At 72.7% G+C, this 14,157-nt stretch carries 13 protein-coding genes; 6 read left to right on the top strand and 7 right to left on the bottom strand.

The features are described 5' to 3' along the window. Nucleotides 1-124 precede the first annotated feature (124 nt). Nucleotides 125-1,312, top strand: a complete 1,188-nt coding sequence (locus ACFXDJ_RS28885; RefSeq protein WP_384850802.1) for a helix-turn-helix transcriptional regulator — start codon at nt 125-127, stop codon at nt 1,310-1,312. Between the two features lie 17 nt (nt 1,313-1,329). Here the strand turns inward: ACFXDJ_RS28885 and ACFXDJ_RS28880 are convergent, their stop codons facing one another. The 4 genes from ACFXDJ_RS28880 to ACFXDJ_RS28865 form a co-directional block, all read right to left on the bottom strand. Further along, nucleotides 1,330-2,253, bottom strand: coding sequence for a glycoside hydrolase family 19 protein (locus ACFXDJ_RS28880; protein WP_384663680.1), 924 nt, complete (start codon nt 2,251-2,253; stop codon nt 1,330-1,332). Between the two features lie 149 nt (nt 2,254-2,402). After that, nucleotides 2,403-2,813, bottom strand: coding sequence for a rodlin (locus tag ACFXDJ_RS28875; protein ID WP_384663682.1), 411 nt, complete (start codon nt 2,811-2,813; stop codon nt 2,403-2,405). 293 nt (nt 2,814-3,106) lie between these two features. Then, nucleotides 3,107-3,298 (bottom strand): DUF5302 domain-containing protein, encoded by a 192-nt coding sequence (locus tag ACFXDJ_RS28870; RefSeq protein WP_384663684.1) that lies wholly within the window; start codon nt 3,296-3,298, stop codon nt 3,107-3,109. Between the two features lie 81 nt (nt 3,299-3,379). Next, on the bottom strand, nt 3,380-3,823 hold the full coding sequence (locus ACFXDJ_RS28865) for a MarR family winged helix-turn-helix transcriptional regulator (protein ID WP_384850800.1): 444 nt from the start codon (nt 3,821-3,823) through the stop codon (nt 3,380-3,382). Nucleotides 3,824-3,965: 142 nt separating this feature from the next. Here ACFXDJ_RS28865 and ACFXDJ_RS28860 point away from each other — a divergent pair, with 142 nt between their 5' ends. From ACFXDJ_RS28860 to ACFXDJ_RS28850, 3 genes are all read left to right on the top strand, one after another. Continuing rightward, nucleotides 3,966-5,516, top strand: a complete 1,551-nt coding sequence (locus tag ACFXDJ_RS28860; protein WP_384850798.1) for an MFS transporter — start codon at nt 3,966-3,968, stop codon at nt 5,514-5,516. A gap of 265 nt (nt 5,517-5,781) precedes the next feature. Beyond that, entirely contained in the window at nt 5,782-7,530 is a 1,749-nt protein-coding gene (locus ACFXDJ_RS28855; RefSeq protein ID WP_384661227.1) for a carbohydrate binding domain-containing protein, read from the top strand. 89 nt (nt 7,531-7,619) lie between these two features. Further along, on the top strand, nt 7,620-8,228 hold the full coding sequence (locus tag ACFXDJ_RS28850; RefSeq protein WP_384850796.1) for a HutD family protein: 609 nt from the start codon (nt 7,620-7,622) through the stop codon (nt 8,226-8,228). On the opposite strand, the gene ACFXDJ_RS28845 is transcribed toward ACFXDJ_RS28850, so the two are convergent. Both ACFXDJ_RS28845 and ACFXDJ_RS28840 read right to left on the bottom strand, forming a co-directional pair. Further along, entirely contained in the window at nt 8,209-10,023 is a 1,815-nt protein-coding gene (locus ACFXDJ_RS28845; RefSeq protein WP_384850792.1) for a galactose oxidase-like domain-containing protein, read from the bottom strand. The two genes, ACFXDJ_RS28850 and ACFXDJ_RS28845, sit on opposite strands and share 20 nt — an antisense overlap. 140 nt (nt 10,024-10,163) lie before the next feature. After that, nucleotides 10,164-10,523 carry a DUF6204 family protein gene (locus ACFXDJ_RS28840; protein WP_384661219.1) on the bottom strand — a complete coding sequence of 120 codons (360 nt, stop codon included), beginning with the start codon at nt 10,521-10,523 and terminating at the stop codon, nt 10,164-10,166. Between the two features lie 247 nt (nt 10,524-10,770). Between ACFXDJ_RS28840 and ACFXDJ_RS28835 the strand changes: the two genes are divergently transcribed. Then, nucleotides 10,771-10,998 carry an acyl-CoA carboxylase epsilon subunit gene (locus ACFXDJ_RS28835; protein WP_384661216.1) on the top strand — a complete coding sequence of 76 codons (228 nt, stop codon included), beginning with the start codon at nt 10,771-10,773 and terminating at the stop codon, nt 10,996-10,998. An 88-nt stretch (nt 10,999-11,086) separates the two neighbouring features. Here ACFXDJ_RS28835 and ACFXDJ_RS28830 read toward each other — a convergent pair whose 3' ends face one another. Further along, entirely contained in the window at nt 11,087-12,721 is a 1,635-nt protein-coding gene (locus tag ACFXDJ_RS28830) for an FAD-dependent oxidoreductase (RefSeq protein ID WP_384661214.1), read from the bottom strand. 286 nt (nt 12,722-13,007) lie between these two features. Between ACFXDJ_RS28830 and ACFXDJ_RS28825 the strand changes: the two genes are divergently transcribed. Further along, nucleotides 13,008-14,117, top strand: a complete 1,110-nt coding sequence (locus tag ACFXDJ_RS28825; protein ID WP_384661211.1) for a SchA/CurD-like domain-containing protein — start codon at nt 13,008-13,010, stop codon at nt 14,115-14,117. Nucleotides 14,118-14,157 lie beyond the last annotated feature (40 nt).

The following is a 14,157-nucleotide window of genomic DNA, read 5'->3' as shown; positions in this document are numbered from 1 at the left end:
CGCGAGCGCGCCGACCCCGCGCAACACACCCCCCCCCGCGCGGGCCCCCCCGCGCGCCCCCCCCCCCCCCCCCGCGGGCGCGGGGGCGCGGGGCCCCCCCCCCCGCGACCAGGTCGCCGAAGCGATGGCCCTGACCGTACGGGCCCGCATGGGCCGCATCCTCGGGGACTCCGGAGCCGAGGAGATCCTCACCGAGGCCCTGGCCCTGCCCGCGCCCGAGGTACCGCTCGGCATGCGCAACGCCCCGCAGTACCTCGCCGTGCGCCACGCCCTCTTCGACGACCGGCTCGTCGACGCCCGCCGCCAGCTGCTCGTCCTGCTGCCCGCCGTGCAGCGCACCGGCTCCGCCGAGGACGTCTTCGAGGTGCTGCGCAGCCTCACCGAGGTCGAACTGCGCCGGGGCAGGTGCGCGGCCGCCACCGGACACGCCCGCCACGCCCTGGAACTGACCATCGAGGCGGGCCTCTCACCCGGCCCCGCCTGGTACGTGGCCGCGATGGCCGAGGCCATGGGCGGCGGCTTCCCGCGCGCCGCCGGATACGCCCTGCGCGGCATCCAGGCCTCCGAGGAGGAGCACGACCAGGTCTTCCTCTCCCGCAGCCTGTACGCGCTGGGCCTGGTCGAGCTGGCCACGGGCGAGGCCGCGAAGGCCGTGGCCACCCTGCGCCGGGTCGCCGGCCTGGAGGCCGCCCAGCAGGTGGTGGACCCCTCGATCCTGCGCTGGCACGGGGAACTCGCCGAGGCCCTGGTGGCCGCCGACGCGCCGGACGAGGCCGCCGAGCTGATGGCCCGGGTCCGTACGACGGCCCTGGCGCTCGGCCGCACCAGCGTGATCGCCGCCCTCGACCGGGCCCAGGGCCTGTGCCTGTCCGCCCAGGGCGAGGCGGAGGCGGCGGTGGCCCTGCTGGAGGCCACCGCCCAGCGCTTCGCGCTCCTCCAGCTCCCGCTGGAGCGTGCCCGTACCCTGCTCGCGCTGGCCCGGGTGGAACGGCGCCGCCGCCGGCGCGCACCCGCCCGGGCCGCGCTCCGGGCGGCCGCCGAGCTCTTCGCCGAGGCGGGCGCCACCCCCTGGACCGAGCTCGCGCGCGAGCCCTCCCCGGGCGAGAGCGGCGGCGGGACGCGGACCCTGGCCGCCCTCACGGAGGCCGAGACCCGGCTGGCGCTGCTCGTCGCCCAGGGGGCCAGCAACCAGGAGGCGGCCGCGAAGCTCTTCGTCAGCGTGAAGACCGTCGAGGCGCGCCTGACGCGGATCTACCAGAAGCTCGACGTCCGCTCCCGGGCCCAGCTGGCCACCACGCTGCGGACGCGCTGAGCCATCGGGCGGCAACCTCAGCAGCTCAGGTTGCTCCCCGGGGTCACGCCCAGCAGCTGGGTGAAGCTCTGGTACGCGTTCACCCGGCTCTGCACCTGCGCCGGGTTGCCGCCGTTGCATTCGAGGGAGCCGTTGATGGAGCGGATGGTCTCGCCGAAGCCCGCGCCGTTGACCATGGCGGCGTGGGGGGTCATCGTGCCCGGCCCGTTCTGCGTGTTCCAGTACCAGAGGGCCGTCTTCATCGCGACGGCCGGGTCCTGCTCGACCAGGTAGGGATTGGCGAGGAGGTTGATGCCGAGCGCGTCCCCGGCCGCCTTGTAGTTGAAGTTCCAGCTCAGCTGGATGGGGCCGCGCCCGTAGTAGGCGGCCTGCCCGGCCGGACAGCCGTAGGGCTGGCTGCTGTCGCAGTAATGCGGGTAGTTGGCGGTGTTCTGCTCGACGATGTAGACGAGTCCGCCCGTCTCGTGCGAGACGTTGGCGAGGAACGCGGCCGCCTCCCGCCGCTTGACGGTGTCGTCGCCCGTGTTGGCGAAGCCCGGGTAGGCGGACAGGGCCGCGACCAGCCCGTTGTACGTGTAGAAGGGGTTCCGGTTCGGGAACATCTGGTTGAACTGGGCCTCGCTGACCACGAATCCGGAGGGGTTGCCGGTCCCCGGGTCCGGGTCGGTCGAGCCCCCGCCGCCGCACGCGCCCTGGTCGGACCAGACGCCCCACTGGCCGGTGGTGCCGGGCGTCTCGCCCTGGGTCCACCACTTGGCCAGCCAGTTGTGTCCGCCGTAGGAGGCGTTCATGCCGTTGGTGTAGACGGCCGAGGAGGCCCACGCACCGGCGCAGGCGGGGGCGGCGGTGGCGGGGGAGGCGGGGAGGGCGATGGCGAGGCCGAGGGTGACGGCGGCGGTGGCGGCCAGTGAGAGGGCGCGGCGGCGAAGGGCGGGTATCACGGAAGTGCTCCTTGGGTGGGGGGAGTTGCCGTGGGGGAGGCAACACCGCCCACTGAAGCGAAAGTGGTCTGAACCTGTCAAGGTCTAGACCAAAAGGAAACGCCAGTGCGATGCCCCGGAGGGCGCCGCACCGGCGTGGCCTTGGTGGGTCAGCTACCGGAGGAGAGGTTGCCGGACAGGACCGGGATGTTGTCCACGATGTGCGAGAGGGCCTCGTCGCCCTTCGCCTGCGTGGAGTTCTCGGCGCACTGCTGGTTCTGCGGGCTGGACAGGACCGGGATGTCCTGGACGCCGACGTTGACCGCGGCCAGGATCGACTGGGCGTTGACCTTCGCGGGCAGGCCGACACAGAGCTTGTTCAGCGAGCCCTGGATCGCGCTGATCTGCGGGCTCATGTTGCCGCTGGTCTCCTGGTTGCCGTAGATCTGCGCGGAACCGTTGCCGTTGACCGTGTTGACGCCGTTGTCGTTGCCGATCGCCATCGCCGGGGAGGCTACGGCGGCACCGGCACCCAGGACGGCTGCGGTGGCGGCTGCGGTGGCCATGAACTTCTTGAACATGTGGGGGATCCTTCTTCTGTCGCACTGTCGCATGAGATAGCTGCCCTCGGCGGGACGAGCTGCTCAACTGCCGCGGACACCGGGGGTTATCACCCATCACCCGACTGGCCGAACAGTGCACCCCGCAGGTGACATCCGGCATCGGCCGATTGACTCAAAGCCGCGTGTGCGCAGGGTGCGAAGTCGTGGAGGATCCCTGGGCGCCGCCCCCGACCGGATCCGGACCGTGTACCGGTCCCTGACCCCGTCGAGGCCGGCTGCCGCGCCGTCGCGTCGCCGCGACCGCGCCGTGGTCAGCCGGTCTTGCGGCGGACCTTCTTGTTCTTGCCGCCGGGGTTGCCGCCGGCGCCCTGGATCTTCGCCCGGCTCTGGTGCGCCTGCTGGGACTGCGCATTGGCGGCGTTCCGCTCCAGGGCCTCCTTGAACTTCCGCTTGGCCTCCTCGGCCGGCGATTCGTTCTTCGGGGTGTCGGTTTCGTCTGACATGTGTCCTCCTGGAATGTTCTGAAGCCGTTGCAGTCTGTCAGGTGGCGTTTCCCCTGGCCAACGCGTTCGGGCGGAGCCGTCTCAGGCGTCCTTCTCCAGGGTCGGGCGGAGCCGTTCCAGTAGGGAGTAGAGCGTCGCGCTCTCGTCGTCGTCCAGGACGTCCAGAGCGCCGTGGGTGGCCTGCATCTCCTCGCGCACGCGACGGATCACCTCGCGGCCGGCGTCGGTGGCCACCACGTTCTTCACCCGCCGGTCCACGGGGTCGGGCTCGCGGCGCACCAGCTCGCGGGCCTCCAGCCGGTCCACGATCCCGGTGACGTTCGAGGCGTCGCACACCAGCAGGGCGGCGAGGCCGCGCATCGGCAGCGGGCCGTTCAGCTGGGCGAGGACCCTGGCCTGGGTGGAGGTGAGGCCGTAGTGGGCGGCGGCCGCCGCGAAGTCGCGCCACTGGGCGGTGCCGATGGCGGCGAGCAGCTCCAGGAGCTCCAGCTTGGTCGGGGCGGCGGGCGGGGTGGTGGCGCTCATACCGGGAGCGTACTCAAGATGTTTCATATTATCAACCTTTTACTTGACTACCTGAACTATTGACGTCTACCGTCTGGTGGAGTCGAAGTACTTGATGACGTCAAACATCTGCGATCTGAAGCACCGAGAAGGTCCCCCTGCCATGAGCCCCACCCCCTCCGCCACGGCCACCTCCCAGGCCGGCGGGCACCGGAACGAGACGGTCATCGTCTTCGCCCTGAGCCTGGCCGCCATGGTCGTGTCGATGATGCAGACGTTGCCGGTCCCGATCCTGGGCCTGATACGCAACGACCTCGGCACCACCACCGCCAATGTCAGCTGGGTGACCACCGCCACCCTGCTGTCCGCCGCCGTCTTCACCCCGCTGCTCGGCCGCTTCGGCGACCAGCACGGCAAGAAGCCGACGCTGGTGGCCGTGCTCGGCGTCATGGTCGCGGGCTCCGTCGTGGCCGCCCTGGCGTCCTCGCTGCCCCTGCTGATCCTCGGCCGCGTCCTCCAGGGCGCCGCCACCGCGATCTTCCCGCTCGCCCTCTCCGTCCTGCGCGAAGAGGTCCGCCCGCAGAAGCTCCCCGGTGCGATGGCCCTGGTCAGCGGCACCCTCGCCTTCGGCAGCGGCCTCGCGCTCGTCGCCACCGGCCTGCTGACCTCCGGCGCCGACGCGGACTACCGCAACGCCTTCTGGATGGCCACCGGCTTCGCGGTGCTCGCGCTGCTCGCCGTCGTCTTCCTGGTTCCGGCGACGAAGCACAAGACCGGCGGACGTACGGACTTCCTCGGCGCGCTCACCCTGGGCATCGCCCTGCTGCTGCTCCTGCTGCCGATCTCCCAGGGCCACGAGTGGGGCTGGGCGTCCGGCCGCACGCTGGGCAGCTTCGCCGGCGCCGCCGTCATGACCGCCGTGTGGGTGCTGACCGAGCTCAAGGTCCGCGAGCCCCTCGTCGACATGAAGATGTTCGTCCACCGCCCGGTCCTCATGGCCAACCTGGCCGGCATCCTCGTCGGCTTCGGCATGTTCGCGAACTTCCTGGGCGTCTCCTACCTCGTCCAGATGCCCAAGGCCCTGACCGGCTACGGCTTCGACGCCTCCATCCTGCGCGCCTCCGTGGAGTTCCTGTTGCCCGGCGCGATCGTCTCGCTCCTCGCCTCCCCGATCGGCGGCCAGCTGGTCCGCCACCGCGGCCCGCGCGTCGCGCTCGCCGTGGCGGCCGCCCTGGGCGCCGCCGGCTTCGGCTGGCTGGCGCTGGACCACAGCCACAGCGCCTCGGTGATCGGCGCCGGCCTGATCGTCGGCGCGGCCGTCAGCTTCGGCTACGCGGCGATGCCCGCCGTCATCATGGCGAGCGTCCCGCACCACCAGAGCGGCATCGCCAACGGCATCAACTCGATCTCCCGCTCCACGGGCAGCGCGATCGGCAGCGCCATCGTCACCACCATCCTGGCGTCGAAGACGATCGAGCACCTGCCGGCGGGGGTTCCCCCGCTGCCGGCCGAATCCGGGTTCACCCTGACCTTCGCCATCGGCGCCGTCGCCTTCGGTCTGGTGGCGGTGATCAGCGGGATCGGCCTGCGCGGAGCGCACGGCCCCCGGGTCGCCGAGACCTCCGCGGAGCCGGCCCCCGTCGCGTCCGGAACCGTGGCCCCCGACGCGTCCGAGGCCCCGGCCCCCGCGCCGGCCCTCACCGACTCGCACTGACGGCAGTACACGGCCCCGGGGGGGGGGGGGGCCCCCCCCCCCCCGCCCGGGGCGCGGGGGGGGGGGGCGCGCGCGGCCCCCCCCCCCGCGCCCGCCCCCCCACACGCCCCGGCCCCCCCGCCCGCCCCCCCCCCGCGCCCCCCCCGCCCCCCCCGGGCGCCCCCGCCCCCCCGGCGATTGGGGCGGTCGGCACCCTTGACCCAGGGGTGGTCCAGACCAATCATGAGGCGTCCGCCCGCTCGCTTTCGCCCCACCGGGAGCTTCGTTGAGACGTCCCAGGCACCTCCATGCCCTTTTCGCGGCCTTCACCACCGCCGTCGCCTCCGCCGGCCTCGTCATCGGCGCCGGCACGGCCGCGCACGCCGCGACCCCGCTGCCCGCACACGTCTTCGCGCCGTACTTCGAGGCCTACTCCTCCGACAGCCCCGCCGATCTGGCGCAGAAGTCCGGAGCCAAGTACCTGACCATGGCCTTCGTGCAGGCCGAAGCCAAGGGCTCCTGCACCCCGTACTGGAACGGCAGCACGAGCCAGCCGATGTCCACCTCCGTCTTCGGCGCCGACTTCACGACGATCCGCTCGCGCGGCGGGGACGTCATCCCCTCCTTCGGCGGCTACGCGGCCGACAACGGCGGCACCGAGATCGCCGACAGCTGCACCAATGTGGACTCGATCGCCGCCGCGTACGAAAAGGTCATCACGACCTACGACATGACCCGGCTCGACATGGACATCGAGGACAACTCGCTGACCAACAAGGCGGGGATCGACCGCCGCAACCAGGCCATCAAGAAGGTCCAGGACTGGGCCGCCGCGAACGGCCGCACGGTGCAGATCTCGTACACCCTGCCCACCACCACGAGCGGCCTCGCGAGCAGCGGCCTCGCCGTCCTCAAGAGCGCCAAGACGGCCGGCGCGCGGGTGGACGTCGTGAACCTGATGACCTTCGACTACTACGACAACGCCACCCACAACATGGCGACCGACACCCAGAACGCGGCCGGCGGCCTCTACAACCAGCTCGCGAGCCTCTACCCGGCGAAGACCCCCGCCCAGCTCTGGGGCATGATCGGCGTCACCGAGATGCCGGGCATCGACGACTTCGGCGCCGCCGAGACCTTCACCACCGCCGACGCCACCGCCGTCTACAACTGGGCCACCGCCAAGGGCATCAACACCCTCTCCTTCTGGGCCCTGCAGCGCGACAACGGCGGCTGCCCCGGTACCGGCGGCTCCGACACCTGCTCGGGCATCGCCCAGGACCCCTGGTACTTCACCCACACCTTCGCCCCCTTCACCGGCGGCGGCGGCCCCGTCGCCGACGACTTCTCCCTCTCCGTCGCGCCCGGCTCGGCCACGGTCGCCCCCGGCGGCTCCACCACCGCCACCGTGACCACGGCCGTCACCTCCGGCAACGCCAAGACCCTCGCCCTCACCGCGACCGGAGCGCCCGCCGGGGTCACCGCCACCCTCAGCCCCGCCTCGGTCACCGCGGGCGGCTCGGCGCAGCTCACGGTCAGCGCCTCCGCCTCGGCCGCGCCCGGCACCTACCCCCTCACCGTCACCGGAGCCGCCGGCACGCTCACGCACTCCGGAACCTTCACGCTGACCGTCTCCGGACCGGGCGGCGGCAGCGGAGCCCTGGTCAACGGCGGCCTCGAAAGCGGCTCGCTCGCGCCGTGGAGCTGCGAGAGCGGCGCCTCGGTGGTCACCACCCCGGTGCACGGGGGCTCGTACGCCCTGAAGACCTCGCCCACCTCCTCCCAGACCGGCGAGTGCACCCAGACCCTGACCCTGACCCCGAACACCAAGTACACGCTGAGCGGCTGGGTCCAGGGCAGCTACGCGTACCTCGGCGTGCGCGGCGGAGCCACCGGCAGCACCTGGACCACCTCCACCGGCTGGACCAAGCTGAGCGTCCCGTTCACCACCGGCGCCTCCGGCACCGTCACCGTCTACCTGCACGGCTGGTACGGGCAGGGCGCGGTCTACGGGGACGACCTCGCGGTCGGCTAGACCCGGACAGGCGGCCGGCCCGACGGGTCCTTCGGCTCGATAGGCTCTTCCGGGCCCGGGAAGCACCTCCCCGGGCCCGGAAGGGTGCCATGACCAGCGAGACGAGCATCCGGATCCTGCGGGCGGCCGACCGCCCGGCGGCCGGATGGAAGAACGGCGGGGGAGTGACCCGCGAGATCGCCGCCTTCCCCCCGGGGGCCGGGATGGACGACTTCGGCTGGCGCATCAGCCTCGCCGAGGTCACCGCCGACGGTCCCTTCTCCGTGTTCCCCGGAGTGGACCGCACGCTCACCCTCGCCGAGGGCGCGGGCATGGACCTGGAGATCGGCGGGGTACGGGACCTCGTGGACCGGCGCTACGAGCCGCGCGGGTTCCCCGGGGACGAGCCGACCGCCTGCCGGCTGCTGGCCGGCCCGGTCGTGAACTTCAACGTGATGTACCGCAGGGGCGCCGTGACGGCCGACACCGCCGTCGTACGGGGCGACCTCGCGCTCAGCGTCCGGCCCGGTGAGAGCCTGCTGGTCATCGCCCTGGAGGGGCCCGCCGAGATCGAAGGCGCCGCCGGACTGGGCCCGTACGACGCGGTCCTGGCCACCGGGCCGCGGGAGCTGCTGCTACGGACCCGCGGCCGCGCGGCGGTGGTCCGCCTCGGGCAGGGATCCGGCGAGGCAGGGCGGTTCAGCGCTTGCCGATCTTGACCCACCTCGCCGTGCCGGGAACGCCCTTGGCGTCGAGGAGGAACAGCATGTAGTACCCGGGCGGGGCGTCGGCCGAGGTGGCCGGCGCCCGGAGCCCGATCGTGCGGCCGCGGACGCCGGTCATCCGCAGCTCCAGATGGCGCTGGCTGGTGTTCACCGCGTGGGTGACGGTGGTCGGCGCCAGCAGCACGGCGCGCCGGACCTCGCCCGCGCTCGCGCTCTCGACGGAGAACTCCGCGTCGTGGGCGATCTCGCCGGCCGGGACCCGGTCCAGCACCGGGCGGGCGCCCCGGTGCAGGTAGGCCGGCTCGTAGAGCTCGATGGAGCCGTCCATGTCGTCCTTGATGTCGGGGTCGTTGGCGATCTGCTGGAGCTCGTCCCCGGTGACCATCACCCGGCCGTCCGGCAGTACCAGGGCGTTGGAGTGGTATCCCCGGGGCAGCCGTTGGGCCGGGCCCAGCCGCCACCGGCCGTCCGCGCCGCGCAGCTCGGTCTGCCGGTACTTCAGGTCGGCCTTCGGATTGAACGGGCCGAAGCCGTAATCCCGGGTGGACAGCGCCCCGTTGACGGTCAGCAGCGTCGCGTCGGGCAGGATCAGCGTGTCGTCCTGGGTCCGGCCGAAGGCGCGCGGTTCCTCCGTGGTCCAGGCCCCGCCCGCCAGCCGGTAGGTGTTCGGATCGAGCGGGTCCCCGCCGAGCACCAGCACGGAGTCCGGGCCGCGGAATCCGGCGGGCAGCGGGACGGCGGATCCGTAGCCCCGGAAGTCGGCGGGCCGTCGGGGTAGATCGGTACGGGTCTGCGCGCCCGTGTCGAAGAGCCACTGCTGGTCGGCGTCGCGCCCGAGCCCGTAGATCTTGCCGTCCCGCAGCGAGAACAGGTGCGGGTAGTCGTTGCGGAAGGGCGCGTCGGAGCGCAGCCGCTGCGAGGCGATGCCCAGCGGGATGTCGAAGGGCCGCCAGGGCACCGCCCGTCCGGGAGCGGGGAACCGTTCCACGACCGGGGTGGGGGTCCCCGTACCGCGCTCGGACTGGCCGGACATGATGATCTGCCGCCCGTCCGCGCCGGTCACCACCGACGGGTACCAGCGGCCCACCGCCATATCGCGGTTGCGGTACCAGCCCTCGGTCCACGGGTCGAAGACGAAGGACAGCTTCGCGCCGCTGCCGCCCTTGCCGCCCGTATTGCCGCCGAACACCCCGAGCATTCCGTTGGGCAGGAAGGAGTGGCCCGCGCAGAAGAACGGCGCGGGGCGCGGCGCGTGCGTACCGTCCGGCATCAGCACGACGGGCGGCGTGACCTTCTTGAAGGCGCCCGGGCCGGTTCCCTTCGCCGGGTCCCACAGGTACGCGCGGCCGGCGTTCGCCGCGCCGATCCGGTCCGTGGGTCCGGTCTCCTTGGTGGGGTCGGTCTCCACGCGGGAGAAGGAGAAGAGCAGCACCTTGCCGGTGGGCAGCAGGGCGAGGTGCACGCCGAAGTCGGGGGAGGGGAAGTACTCGGTGAACCGTCCCGACACGGCCGCGTCGAAACCGGCGTTGGCCTCGCGCTGCGAAACGCGCAGCGACTCCAGGCTCGCCGTGCGCCGCGACTGCGGATACTCCCCGGCCCCTTCGGCCGCCCGGCGCAGCTCGGCATGGGCCCGCGCGTGATCGGCGCCGATGACGGCGCCCTCCGCCGCGGCGGTTCCGCCGTCGGCGTCGTGCCCGAGCGCCGCCGCGTGGGCCGGAGCGGCCTGGAGGACCAGGGCGGAGACGACCGCCGCCGCGGACAGGAGGGCGGACCGGTGCAGGCGGCGCATGGGACTCCTCGGAGCGGGCGGTTCCCGCGAGGCGGCCAGATTAGGAGAAAATCAGCCCAAATGACCGCCGTGGCGCGATCAATGCCCCACCCGTGAGCCGTTCGGCGGAGCCGTGCGGACCCGCGAGCGCTTGGCGCGCCCTACGCCTCGCCGCGGGCGGCCGCCTGCCGCTGGCGCTTGCTCTGCGGGGCCAGCGTGAGGTCCTGGGCCTGCGAGCTGAGCCGCTTGAAGCCGTACCCGCGCTCCGTCAGCCAGCTCTCGGCCGCCAGCTCGGCGTGGGCCGTCGCGTCCAGGATGTCCTCCTCGGCCTCGCCCCCGGCCAGGAAGCGGAAGGTGAAGAAGGGCCGGGCGGCCAGGTCGTACGTGAGGTCCCCCTCGGGGGTGAACTTCGCGTGCAGCATGTCGTGCTGCGCCGAGTCGGCCAGCAGCTCGGCGCGCTGCGCCTCGGTGAGGCCGTCGAAGGACCCCCGGACGGTGATGCGGAAGGTACGGGTACTCATCCCTTCAGCCTAGGCCGCCCGCCTCGGCCCGCGCACCGGGATTTCCGGCGGCCCGCCACTCCGATGGCGTAGCGCCCGCCGGCCGTCGCAGCCCCGTGGCCGCCCGGTCCGCGCACCGCTGACCTGGGCGGTCGCGGATTTCCCGGTGTGCCGGGCGCGCCGCGCGCCGCTAGCGTCGGCTGCGTCCGGAGTCCTCGGTGGCTCTGTGAGGGGGGCCCGCGATCCGTCTCTGCGAGAGGCCGTGACGATGCTGAAGGAAGCACCGATAGCCCCGATGACCCCGATGGCCAGCCTGCTCCGTGTGGAGAAGGGCGTGGCCGCCCCCGAGGAACTCGCCGCCATCGCCGTGGTGGTCGCCTGCTTCGCGCGCCGGAACTCCGACCAGGCGCGACAGAGCCCCGCCGCCACCGCCCGCCGCAGGCGCCCCGCGCACCACGGCTCCGGCTGCTGGGCGGGCTGCTGGGCCTGCGCCTGACGCGGGCACCCGTAAACGCCCCTGCCCCCGGCCCGCTTACGGGCCGGCGGCAGGGGGACCAACCTCGGCGGTCGGCGGTTCGGGCCGGTCAGCTCCGGCGCAGCACCTGTGACAGCGCGGCGGACAGCGCGGCCTCGGGATCGGCCACCGCCCCCTGCGAACGCCACGCGACGAATCCGTCCGGCCGCACCAGCACCGCCCCCGCCTCCGACAGCGCGTGCACGGCGGTCCAGTCGGCGCCCGCCTCCTGCACCAGGTCGGCTCCCCGGGCGGATCCGATCCCGTAGGCATCCAGCCGCGCCGACAGCCGCTCCGCCACCCGCTCGGCGGCCTCCCGCCACGGCGTGCCCGCGCCGCTGAGCAGCACGAACGAGCGCTCGTACAGGTCCAGCGTGGACACCCGCTCCCCGTCGGCCCGGGTCAGCCACATGTGCGGGGCGCGGGTGCCGACGTCGCCCGTCATCCGCATCCCCTCCGGGATGACCGGCCGGTCCGGGTCGGCGCCGGCCAGCGCGCCGCGCGGGTACGCGTACGCCATCGCCGTCGTCATGACCCCGCTGCCCGGTCCGCCGCCCATGGTCGGCGGCGGCGCGTACCCCGGGTGGCTGTGCTCCGCCGAACGGGCCGAGGCGCGCTCGGCGGTCGCCAGCGCCACCGGCAGCCGCTCGGCCTCGTAGGTGTCGAGCAGCCCGATCCCGGCCGATCCGTCGAGGACCGCCGCGATCTTCCAGGCCAGGTTGTGCGCGTCCTGGATGCCGGTGTTCGAGCCGAACGCCCCGGTGGGGGACATCTCGTGGGCCGCGTCGCCGGCCAGGAACACCCGACCGGACGAGTACCGCTCGGCGATCCGTTCGGCCGCGTGCCACGGTGCCTTGCCGCCGATCTCCACGTCCAGGTCCGGGACGCCGATCGCGGCCCGGATCTGCGCGACGCACCGCTCCTCGGTGAAGTCCTCCAGGGTCTCGCCCCGGTCCGGGTGCCAGGGCAGATGGAAGACCCACTGGGTGTCGTTGTCCACCGGCAGCAGAGCGCCGTCGGCACCCGGCTTCATCAGGTAGCAGACGATGAAGCGCAGATCGCCCAGCACCTCGATGAGCCGCCGAGAGCGGAAGGTGACGCTGACGTTGTGGAACAGCTCGCCGCTGCCCGTCTGGGTGATGCGCAACTCCTCGCGTACGGGGCTGCGCGGTCCGTCCGCCGCGATCAGGAAGTCGGCGCGCACGGTCAGGTGCTCACCCGTCTCCCGGTCCTTGACCAGGGCGTTCACCCCGGTCGCGTCCTGGTCGAAGCTCATCAGCTCGGTGGAGAAGCGGATGTCGGCGCCCTGGGCGCGGCTCTGCGTGGCGAGGATCGGCTCGATGTTGTTCTGGCTGCACACGCACCAGGCGGCCGGGCTGAACTTGGCGAGCGCCCCGGCCGGGTCGATGGCCTTGACCAGCCACTTGTGGTTGCCGCCCAGCAGGGAATCCGTCTGGAGGATGCCCATGTTGTTCTCCAGCGCGGAGGCCGCCCGGCGGATGGCGCCCTCGGCCTCAGCCACCCGGAACAACTCCATGGTCCGGGCGTTGATGCCGCGGCCGCGCGGGTGGTCGGAGGTGCCGGCGTGCTTCTCGACGAGCATGTGCCTGATGCCGTGACGGCTCAGGAACAGCGAGGTGGACAGGCCCACGAGGGAGCCGCCCACGACGAGAACCGGTACGCGAACATCTGCGGTGTCTTCCATCAGCTGCGAGCTCCTGATTTCTGTGGGGGGAGTGCACTCTTTTATGCCCCCGATCGGCAGTCAGGCCCAGGAGATACACCGGTTGTCACCCGCTTGATCCGGAGATGTAGCGGTACGTCCATTCGCGGATGACGATGAGCGACAGCGGTTCCCCCGAAGACGCACAGGCCTGCCGTTCCCCCGAGGCGGCCGCCGGGCCGGGCGGTGACCGCCCATGACGGACGAGGGTCCGTACGCGATGGAACTCCAACGCCCTCACGAAGGGCCCTCACGAGGGAGTGAGCAGATGACGACCACCCTGCCCGAACGGGTGTCACAGTCCGCCTTCGACGGCTCCATGCTCCGCGTGGTCCTGCTGATGGACCTCCACGAAGGCGCCCAGCAGCGGTTCTTCGAGGCCTACGAGCAGATGCGCCACGACATCGCTTCGGAGCCGGGGCACATCAGCGACCAGCTCTGCCAGTCCTTCGAGAACCCCTCGCAGTGGCTCATCACCAGCGAGTGGGAGAGCGCCCCGCAGTACCTCGCCTGGGTCAACAGCGAGCACCACGCCGAGCAGGTGCGCCCGCTCGGCGCCTGCGCCCGCTCCATGCGCCCGCTCAAGTACACCGTGCTGCGCGAGACCGGCCGCGGCTACCAGGACGCGCGGCGCTCCACCAGCGCGCGGCTCCAGGAATCGCCCCGGCTCGGCGCCGGCATCGTGCGCCACGCGCTGACCTTCACGGTCAAGCCCGGCAGCGAGAAGAAGGTGGCCGAGATCCTCTCCAGCTACGCTTCCCCGGCCGCCGACGTCGACGGCCACACCCGGCTCTGCCGGACCTCGCTGTTCATGCACGGCAACCGCGTCGTGCGTACGGTGGAGGTCCGCGGCGACCTGATGTCGGCGCTGCGGCACGTCTCCGAACAGCCCGAGGTGAGGGCCGTCGAAGAAGCCATCAACCCGTACCTGGAACAGGACCGAGACCTCGGCGACCCCGAGTCCGCCCGGATGTTCTTCATGAAGGCCGCGCTGCCGGCCGTCCACCACGTCGCCGCGCGCGAAGCGGGCGCCGAGGACCGGTCCGACGTACGCAGGCACGCCCTCTTCTACCCGGCCAAGCCCGGCTGCGGACCCGCGCTCGCCAAGTTCCTGGCCCACCAGGACGAGGCCGCGGCCCACCGCCCCGACGCGCCCACGGTGAGCAGCAGCATCTTCCAACGCGATGACATCGTCGTCCGCCTCATCGACGTGCGGGGCCCGCAGGGCTCCGGGCTGGAGACCGCGTTCGGGGTCCGCGGACCGCGCAAGGCGGCCGTCCTCGCCCGGCTGATGACCGCCGCGGACCACGGCCCGTCGTCCGCCCTGCGCCACACCATGAGCCTGATCACCGACCGCCGGGCCCCCGCCGAGCACTGACCCCTCAACGGAACGCACCACGACCACCGCCAACCACCCC

This window comes from Streptomyces sp. NPDC059443, assembly GCF_042750105.1.
Classification (GTDB): domain Bacteria; phylum Actinomycetota; class Actinomycetes; order Streptomycetales; family Streptomycetaceae; genus Streptomyces.
Note: the sequence above shows the minus strand (reverse complement) of the source record. Positions and strands in the feature narration are given on the sequence as shown.

Excerpts from the sequence above, each read along its gene's own strand:
- ACFXDJ_RS28830 (WP_384661214.1), bottom strand. The coding sequence starts at position 12,721 with ATGGAAGACACCGCAGATGTTCGCGTACCGGTTCTCGTCGTGGGCGGC.
- ACFXDJ_RS28835 (WP_384661216.1), top strand. The coding sequence starts at position 10,771 with ATGCTGAAGGAAGCACCGATAGCCCCGATGACCCCGATGGCCAGCCTG.
- ACFXDJ_RS28845 (WP_384850792.1), bottom strand. The coding sequence starts at position 10,023 with ATGCGCCGCCTGCACCGGTCCGCCCTCCTGTCCGCGGCGGCGGTCGTC.
- ACFXDJ_RS28840 (WP_384661219.1), bottom strand. The coding sequence starts at position 10,523 with ATGAGTACCCGTACCTTCCGCATCACCGTCCGGGGGTCCTTCGACGGC.
- ACFXDJ_RS28865 (WP_384850800.1), bottom strand. The coding sequence starts at position 3,823 with ATGAGCGCCACCACCCCGCCCGCCGCCCCGACCAAGCTGGAGCTCCTG.
- ACFXDJ_RS28825 (WP_384661211.1), top strand. The coding sequence starts at position 13,008 with ATGACGACCACCCTGCCCGAACGGGTGTCACAGTCCGCCTTCGACGGC.
- ACFXDJ_RS28870 (WP_384663684.1), bottom strand. The coding sequence starts at position 3,298 with ATGTCAGACGAAACCGACACCCCGAAGAACGAATCGCCGGCCGAGGAG.
- ACFXDJ_RS28850 (WP_384850796.1), top strand. The coding sequence starts at position 7,620 with ATGACCAGCGAGACGAGCATCCGGATCCTGCGGGCGGCCGACCGCCCG.
- ACFXDJ_RS28860 (WP_384850798.1), top strand. The coding sequence starts at position 3,966 with ATGAGCCCCACCCCCTCCGCCACGGCCACCTCCCAGGCCGGCGGGCAC.
- ACFXDJ_RS28885 (WP_384850802.1), top strand. The coding sequence starts at position 125 with ATGGCCCTGACCGTACGGGCCCGCATGGGCCGCATCCTCGGGGACTCC.
- ACFXDJ_RS28875 (WP_384663682.1), bottom strand. The coding sequence starts at position 2,813 with ATGTTCAAGAAGTTCATGGCCACCGCAGCCGCCACCGCAGCCGTCCTG.